Raw genomic sequence first — 346 nt, forward strand, 5'->3', positions numbered from 1 at the left:
GGCAGGAACAGCGACGAATGTGGTTGTGCCTACAAAACTGAAGAGGAAAAAGCCAATGGTGCTGTTTCCATTTCTCTTACCAATGAGTTGATCTCTGATAAAAACCGCGCTTACCTCAGAACGCTTCCGGCGCATATACGGGTGGAATTTCAGCTGAACGAGGAAAAGCTCAACCTGCTGCTGGTACACGGAAGCCCACGAAAGATCAACGAATACTTGTTCGAGGATCGGGCAGAAAAAAGCCTGCTGCGCATCATGGAAGACGCCGATGCCGACATCATGTGCTTTGGCCACACTCATAAGCCTTACCACCGCATCCTGAATTCCGGTGATGCCGAAAAACCGC

The 346-nt window shown here is 50.3% G+C and carries 1 protein-coding gene; it reads left to right on the forward strand.

The features are described from left to right. The coding region (locus tag HC175_RS21465; RefSeq protein ID WP_168139953.1) for a metallophosphoesterase family protein at positions 1 to 346 on the forward strand (346 nt) is incomplete at both ends.

It is taken from the genome of Salinimicrobium oceani (assembly GCF_012037645.1).